A 1236-nucleotide genomic window follows, 5' to 3' on the forward strand; every position below is an offset into this window, starting at 1 on the left:
CTAGTGCCGCATCAGGCAACGTTCGCCTTGGCGACGACGGCACGGAGTTTCTTGTCGGCGGCGTGGCGGTTCCGCCAGCCGAGGTAGCGGCGGATCATGCTGGCTTGCGCGCGGTGGTTGCGGTGGTCGGTGCCGTCCAACGCGAAGTAGCGCAGGGCGGTGAACTGGGCCTCGATGCGGTTGAGCCACGAGCTGTTGGTCGGGGTGTAGGCGATCTCGACGTTGTTCGTCGCCGCCCACGCTCCGACCCGCCCATCGACCCGGGTCGACAGGTGCGGCGAGTAGTTGTCGCAGATGATCGCGATCCGCACGTCAGGCGGATAGAGGCCGCGCAGGTAGCGGCAGAAGGTCAGGAACACCGTGCGGTTCTTCGTGGTCTTCACATGCCCGTACATCCAGTCTTTGCCCAGGTCGTAGGCGGCCATCAGGTGCCGCACTCCCTGCGTGCGGGTGTAGGTGGCACGCCGCCGGCGCCGCGGGCCTCGTTTCGGGTCGGTCTTCGCACCGCCGACCCCAGCCCACATCCGTCCCGGCCGGGGCATCAGGTTGAGCGGGCCGAACTCGTCGAGGCAGAACACGACCGTTGGCTCGCCGGGCTCGGGCACGACCTGACCGTCGATGATCGCGTACAGGTGCTCGACGCGGGCCTTCTTCGGTTCGTACTCCGGATCCGAGCTGGCCTTCCACGTCTTCAGGCGTTGAAACGAGACGCCCTCCTCGCGGAGCAGGACCCGTAGGCCCTCGTGGCTGATGTCGTCGACCACCCCCTCGGCGACCAGGAACTCGGCGAGTTTGGTCAGGCTCCAGGTCGAGAACGGCAACTGATGCTCCGACGGACGGGACTTCGCGATCTTCTTGATCTCCCGGCGTTCCGGCAGCGTGAACTTCCGGGGCCGCCCGCCTGCGTACTTCGGGTAAAGCGAGTCGAACCCGTCGGCGTTGAAGTTGTGGATCACGTCGCGGACCCGGTCCTCCGACGTGAACGTCACCTCCGCGATCTTCGTCGGGGTCATGGCCTGCGCCGAGAGCAGAATCATCTGCGCCCGCCGCCACGTCACCACCGACCCTGAGGACCGTCGCACAATCCGTAACAGCCGCTGTCCCTCGTCCGGATCGATCTCCCGGACCCGCACCCGTTCCGCCACACCACAGATCATCAGCCGGATGGCCAGATCCCAGCGGGACCCGACCCGGCGCGTCCACACAACGGGCAAACCTTCGCGGCTACGGCACTAG

At 66.7% G+C, this 1236-nt stretch carries 1 protein-coding gene; it reads right to left on the minus strand.

What is annotated here, in order from left to right; translation table 11 throughout:
• Positions 1-11: 11 nt before the first annotated feature.
• Entirely contained in the window at positions 12-1145 is a 1134-nt protein-coding gene (locus tag MXD62_RS27575) for an IS630 family transposase (protein WP_368862457.1), read from the minus strand.
• Between the last annotated feature and the right edge of the window lie 91 nt (positions 1146-1236).

It is taken from the genome of Frankia sp. Mgl5, assembly GCF_023242985.1.
GTDB classification, from domain to species: Bacteria; Actinomycetota; Actinomycetes; order Frankiales; family Frankiaceae; genus Parafrankia; species Parafrankia soli.